The 6,096-nt window shown below is 73.5% G+C and carries 5 protein-coding genes; all 5 read left to right on the top strand.

Annotation, left to right across the window (positions count from 1 at the left end):
* The coding region (locus ABT154_RS32070) for a DUF8189 domain-containing protein (protein WP_502969637.1) at positions 1-360 on the top strand (360 nt) is incomplete at its 5' end.
* Positions 361-449: 89 nt separating this feature from the next.
* Positions 450-2,492 (top strand): DUF8189 domain-containing protein, encoded by a 2,043-nt coding sequence (locus ABT154_RS32065; RefSeq protein WP_351861615.1) that lies wholly within the window; start codon positions 450-452, stop codon positions 2,490-2,492.
* A 31-nt stretch (positions 2,493-2,523) separates the two neighbouring features.
* The gene (locus ABT154_RS32060; RefSeq protein ID WP_351861613.1) at positions 2,524-3,621 is read left to right on the top strand and encodes an alpha/beta hydrolase; all 1,098 of its coding nucleotides are present in this window, start codon (positions 2,524-2,526) and stop codon (positions 3,619-3,621) included.
* Positions 3,622-3,786: 165 nt separating this feature from the next.
* Positions 3,787-4,584: a serine/threonine protein kinase gene (locus ABT154_RS32055; protein ID WP_351861611.1), complete on the top strand. Its 798-nt coding sequence runs from the start codon at positions 3,787-3,789 to the stop codon at positions 4,582-4,584.
* A 5-nt stretch (positions 4,585-4,589) separates the two neighbouring features.
* Positions 4,590-6,095, top strand: coding sequence for a serine/threonine-protein kinase (locus ABT154_RS32050; RefSeq protein WP_351861609.1), 1,506 nt, complete (start codon positions 4,590-4,592; stop codon positions 6,093-6,095).
* The last annotated feature ends 1 nt before the right edge of the window (position 6,096 follow it).

The raw sequence follows: 6,096 nt of genomic DNA, 5'->3' as shown, positions 1-6,096 counted from the left end.
GTCGGGGTGTTCCACAAGTACCAGACCAACCCCACGAGTTGGTCGGAATGGGAGCCGACGGGCGGACCCGCCGACTCACAGCTCAGCAGTGAGCGCACCCCCGACGGGCGCGTGGAGGTGTTCGCCATGAACGGCAGCACGGCCGCGCACACCTGGCAGACCGGCGTCAACGCCGCCTACGGCGGGTGGAACACGTTCGGCGGCGGGGGCACCGAGGTCGCCGCGACCACCAACGCCGACGGACGGATCGAGGTCTTCGGCACCAGCCACGCCGGTGTCTTCCACAAGTGGCAGACCGGCTTCGCGACCTGGTCCGACTGGGGCTGGGTGAACAACACCGCGGGCCCCGCCCTCGACTGACCCACCACCCGGACATCCACCCGTCCTCGACCCGCGGCCGGCCCTGCCCGTACGGCACGGCCGGCCGCGCGGTCCCTCTGGAGAGACGCATGCCTCCGATCAGCAGACGGAACCTCCTGCGGGGCGCCGCCGCCGGAGCGGGCGCGCTCCCGCTCCTGGGCGCCGGCCGAACAGCCGCCGCCACCGCGCCCCCTTCCGGTACGGGCACGGCGCCCGCCTCCTGGATCGGCGCGGGCCCCTTCGCCCACGTCTACGCCCCGTCCACCCCCGCAGGGCCCCGCTATCTCAACGACCACACGCTGATCAAGGCCCAGGGCCGGTGGCACCTGTTCAGCATCGTGGGGGACGGCGCACCCCCCGGCGAAGCCCCGGACAGCACGGCGGAGATCTCCTTCGCCCACGCCTCCGCGCCGACCCCGAACGGGCCGTGGACCACCCACCCCGACGCGCTCACCGTCGACCCCTCCTACTTCGGCGAGGAACACCTGTGGGCGCCGCACGTCGTCGAGGCGGGTGGAAAGTACTGGATGTACTACGCCGCGGGCGGCCGGAGCGGCGCCGCCGTCAACCTCGCCACCTCGACCGATCTGTTCACCTGGACCCGCGAGCCGTCCGGCCCGCTCTTCCGGGGCCTCGCCGCACGTGACCCGATGGTGGTCCGGGTCGGCGGCGAGTGGGTCATGTACTACACCGAACTGTCCGGCACCGGCGGCCAGCACATCGTCGCCCACCGGCGGTCCGCCGACCTGGTCCACTGGAGCGCACCGGGCGTCGCGTTCACCGACGCCTCCACCGACACGACCGTCTCGGTCACCGAGTCGCCGTACGTCGTCGAACGCGACGGCTGGTACTACCTGTTCATCGGGCCCCGCAACGGCTACGAGGGCACCGATGTCCTGGCCTCGCGCGACCCCTTCCGCTTCGACCTGAGCGGCTACGCGGGTCATGTCGCAGGTCACGCCGTGGAGGTCTTCGCGGACGGCGACAACTGGTACGCGAGCGCGGCGGGATGGTTCCGGCAGGGGCTGTACGTGGCTCCCCTCGACTGGCGGGACACCCCACCGCCGTGGCAGAGCCCGGACAACCCCGTCGCCGCACTCGACGCCGACGGCCGCCTCAACGTCTTCGCGCTCGACGCCGGAGACCGTGCGATGCTCCGGCGCGTCCAGCTCGACCCGAACACCGACACCTGGTCGCCCTGGGAGAGCTTCGGCGGGCCGGCCGGAGCGGTGCCCACCCTCGGCCGCAACGCCGACGGCAGGATCGACGTGTTCTCGCTCGCCCCCGGCGGCGCGAACCTGCACCACCGGACACAGCGGCCCGACGGCGGCTGGTACGGCTGGGAGGAGTTCGGCGGCCCGGCGGGCGCGGCCCCCGCCGTCGCCCACAACACCGACGGCCGTCTCGAGGTCTTCGCGACGAGCCCCGGCGGCGGCTCCGTCGCCCGGCGGCGCCAAGGGTCCCCGGGATCGCTCGGCTGGGACCCGTGGGAGGCCGGATTCGGCGGACCCGTGGGCGCCCCGCCGGTCGTCGCCGCCAATGCCGACGGCCGCCTGGAGGTCTTCGCCCTCGCGCCAGGCGGCGCCGCGATCCGCCACCGCTGGCAGCTGTCGCCGGGCGGCGCCTGGGGCGGTTGGAACCAGTTCGGTACGGCGGCCGGCGCCGCGCCCCGCGTGACCCGCGACGGCAGCGGCAGGCTCGCCGTCGTCGCGATCGGCCCGTCCGGCCTGGGGGCCTTCCACCGGCGCCAGACCGTGCCCAGCGGCGGCTGGGACGACTGGCAGCCGCTGTTCGGCTGGGCGGCGGCCGCCCCGACGCTCGCGCCCAGCGCCGACGGCCGCCTCGAAGCCTTCTCGCTGTCCCCCGGGGGCGCGCGCCTCGACCACCGCTGGCACCACACGCCCGGCGGCACCTGGGATCCCGCCGAGAACTTCGGCGAGCCCGGCGTCCTGCTCGCCGCCACGCCGACGGCGGCGGCCGACGCCACCGGGCGGCTGCATGTCTTCGCCGTCACCACGGACAGCCGGATCCGGACCCGGGTGCAGACCCGGCCGAGCGGCGGCTGGGGCCCCTGGACCGCGTTCGGCGACCGTCCGATCGCCCCGGTCCGATCCGGTGCTCCCGCGTACTGACGACACACGTTCCCGAAGAGAGGTACACCCCATGAGAACCATCCGGTCCAGAACAGGCGTCCGCACCCGGCTGCGGACCGCCGCGGTGGCCCTCGCCGCGGCGGCCACGGTCGCGGTCAGCGCCGTCACCGGCCCCGTCGCCGCAGCCGACACCCCCATCGTCCCGGAATTCACCGACGGGCAGGGCCTGACCCGGGTCACGACGGCCACCGAGGTCCGCTCGTCCACGGACTTCACCCTCACCGTCACCACCCCCGAACTCTCCGGACGTCACAAGATCCGGATCTTCCTGCCGAGCGACTACTACTCCGCCCCGGACAAGCGCTGGCCCGTCACGTACTTCCTGCACGGCGGAGCCGGCAACGTGGACGACGCCGCGGCGGCCCCCGCCCTGCACGACGACCGGATGATCACCGTGGTGCCCGACGGCGGGCTCAAGAGCTGGTACGCCAACTGGAAGATGCAGAACACCGCCCTGGGCGCGGCCAACTGGGAGAACTTCCACCTCCGCCAGGTCGTCCCCTTCGTCGACGCCAATCTGCGCACCGTCGCCGACCGTGACCACCGCGCGGTCGTCGGGCTCTCCATGGGCGGCTTCGGCGCCCTCCACTACGCCCAGGCCCGGCCCGACCTCTTCGGCCACGTCGCCTCCCTCTCCGGCGGCATCGACTTCGGCCTCTGGGAGATCCGCGCCGTCGTCCTCGCCACGGAACTCAATCTGCCGAACGCCCTGTGCACCGCCAGCACTTCGGGCTCGGGCGCCGGCTGCGCCGACTACGGGCCCGTCGTGGACAGCGACGCGATCTTCGGCTCCCCGTACGCCCTGTTCGACGACCGGATCTGGAACGAGGTGAACCCCGCCTCCCCGGCCAACCTGAGCAAGCTCGCCGACACCGGAGTCACCCTCTACACGGGCGACCGGGGACTGATCGACAGCCGCACGGCGGTCGCCACGACGAACGTCAAGAACCGCCTGGACCAGCTCGGCATCCCGAGCCGCTTCGTCAACTACGGCGGCGGCGGCTCACTCTCGCCGCAGTGCAACGGCGAGCACAACTACGGATGCTGGTCCGCCGCCTTCGCCGACTACATCCCCCGGCTGGCGGACGCGTTCGCGCAGGCGGGCTGACCAGGGCCGCCCACCCTTCACCGCCCCGCTCCACCGCTCGCTCCACCGCCTGTCCCACCGCCGTTCCGGGCGCGGAAGTGACCGATGCCCTACGGTAAACCTCCGCGTACTACCGGTAGCGTTCTGCGTGCATGGCAACTGTCGACGCGTGGGACAGGAGGAGCGATGAGCGGCATAGTCGTCCATCTTCCGCAGGGGAGCGGCGGCGTCGTCGACGGAGAGCCGTACGGCGACGCGGTGACCCTCAGGCTCGGTCCGGGAGAACGCGCGCGTTTCGGACGGGGCTCGTCGACGACACCGGTCGAGCTGAGGCTCGCGGACGCGGCCATCTCCCGGCTCGCGGGCGAGATCCGGGTCACCGACGACCACTGGCAGCTGAGCAACCACAGCACGACCCACAGCTATCTGGTGGAGAACCCGGAGGGCGCGGGGGAGTACCTGCGGGTGCCGCCGCGGCGGGCCGGCGCGCCCATCCCGTTCGAGTTCTCCCGGGTGGTGCTGCCCACCCGCCGTGACACCGCGGTCTCCTTCCAGGTGTTCGCACCCGACCACGTCTATCTCGACCCGCACGGCACGGGCGGATCGTGGGAGAGCCGTACGGTCACGGCGTACTCCCTCGACGAGACGGCCACGTACTTCCTGGTGCTCGCCGCGCTCTGCGAGCCCTGGCTGCGCGACCAGTCACCCGTCGCCGTGCCCACAACGCCGCAGGTCGTCGAGCGGCTCAGGGGGCACGCCGCCTGCGCCAGGCTGACGGCCCGCGCGGTGAGTTCGCACATCGACTACCTCGCCGAGGAGAAACTGAGGGTCGCCGTCGCCGCCGCGGCCGAGGCCGGCCGGGGAGACCGCAGGCACGGCAAGCGCGAGGCCGTGGTCGGCATCGCGCTGAGGTTCGGCATCGTCCGGGAGGAGCATCTCGCGCTGTTGCCGCCCCGGGCCGAACCGACCGTACGGGGCCGGTAGTGGGCATGGCGCGGGTGCGCGGCCGGAGCACCTCGTGGAGCAGCGAACAGGCGGAACTCCTGCCCGAGGGGCACCGGTTGGGAGACTGGGTGGTCGACGGCCCCATCGGCGCCGGTGGCTGGGCCACGGTCTACGCGGGTCGACCCGCTGAAACCGACGGGCCCGCCTCACCCGCCGAGGTCGCGCTCAAGGTCATGCCGACCGCCGGACTCGCACCCCTGCAGGCCCGCCGTGTGGCGGAGGCCGCCCGGCGCGAGGTCGAACTCGGCCGCCGGGCCGGACATCCGAGGCTCGTCCGGCTCCTCGACTCCCTCGTGCTCCGTTCCCCCGGGCAGCCGTCCCTGGACGGTGCGATCGTGCTGGTCATGGAGCGTGCGCGATGCAGTCTCCGGGACCTGCTCGACGACGGGGTGACGGGGCCGGAGCGTGCCCGGCTGGTCGTCGGCATCTGCGAGGGACTGGCCCATCTGCACCGAGCCGGCTGGGTGCACGCCGACCTCAAGCCCGAGAACGTCCTCATCGGCGCGGACGGCTCGGTGAAGCTCTCGGACTTCGGTCTCGCCACCGAGCTGACCGGAACACACGGGTACGCGCCCCCGATGGGCACCCTGGACTACCTCCCGCCGGAACGGTGGAAGGCACCGCTGGGCGAGCTCGGTGTGGAGGTCCGGCCCAGCGCCGACATCTGGGCCCTGGGCATCGTCGTCCACGAGGTGTTCGCGTCCGGTGCCTCACCGTTCCCCGGCGCCACTCCGATGGCACGGGGTGCCGCCGTGCAGGAGTACGCGGAGGGACGTGCGCCGTTACGGCTGGACCAGGCCGTCCCGGAGTTCTGGCGGGCCTTCGCCGCCGACTGCCTCGCCCCGGCCCACGCCTCCCGCGCCGCGCACACGGCCGAGAGCCTGATCGAGCGGATCGGGGCCCACGAGGCCGCCCGGAGCGCGGAGACCGCACTCGGGGGCCGCACCGGCCCCACGGGCAGGTGCCTCACGACCCCCACAGGTCCCACGGTGCGCGCGGGACGGCGGAGGCGCGGGATCGGGGGCGTGTTCCTCGCCGTCACGGCGTGCGCGGCGCTGGGCGCGTCGATCTGGTCGTGCGCGGGAGGGGGCGAGGGCTCGGCGCGCTCCGGCGGCTCCGGTGGATCCCCGGTCCGGATCCGGGTGTTCAACGCCGAACGGGGCTGCCAGGACCGGAGCGACCGGGACCTGCAGTGCAGCCTTGGCCTTGCGGTCGACCCGGGACGGCCGTACACCGCCGAGAACGTCGTACCCACCAGGGTCTGGCACGGAGACGTCCTGGAGGCCGAGTGCGAGGTCCGGCGGGGGCAGACGATCATCGACGAGGAGGATCTGGTGTCCACCCGCTGGTTCCGCGTCCGCCTCCCGCACACGGCCGTACGGGAGGACGCGCGCGAGGCCGGGCCTCCGGCCACGGCGTGGCTGCCCGCCGTCCGGACGAAGGACCGCCCGACCCTTCCGCCGTGCGCGCGGCACACGCCGACCCCATGAG

Source organism: Streptomyces sp. NPDC001728 (assembly GCF_040297565.1).
Lineage (GTDB): Bacteria > Actinomycetota > Actinomycetes > Streptomycetales > Streptomycetaceae > Streptomyces.
This window is presented reverse-complemented; position numbering and strand designations above follow the sequence as displayed.

Excerpts from the sequence above, each read along its gene's own strand:
- ABT154_RS32065 (WP_351861615.1), top strand. The coding sequence starts at position 450 with ATGCCTCCGATCAGCAGACGGAACCTCCTGCGGGGCGCCGCCGCCGGA.
- ABT154_RS32060 (WP_351861613.1), top strand. The coding sequence starts at position 2,524 with ATGAGAACCATCCGGTCCAGAACAGGCGTCCGCACCCGGCTGCGGACC.
- ABT154_RS32055 (WP_351861611.1), top strand. The coding sequence starts at position 3,787 with ATGAGCGGCATAGTCGTCCATCTTCCGCAGGGGAGCGGCGGCGTCGTC.
- ABT154_RS32050 (WP_351861609.1), top strand. The coding sequence starts at position 4,590 with ATGGCGCGGGTGCGCGGCCGGAGCACCTCGTGGAGCAGCGAACAGGCG.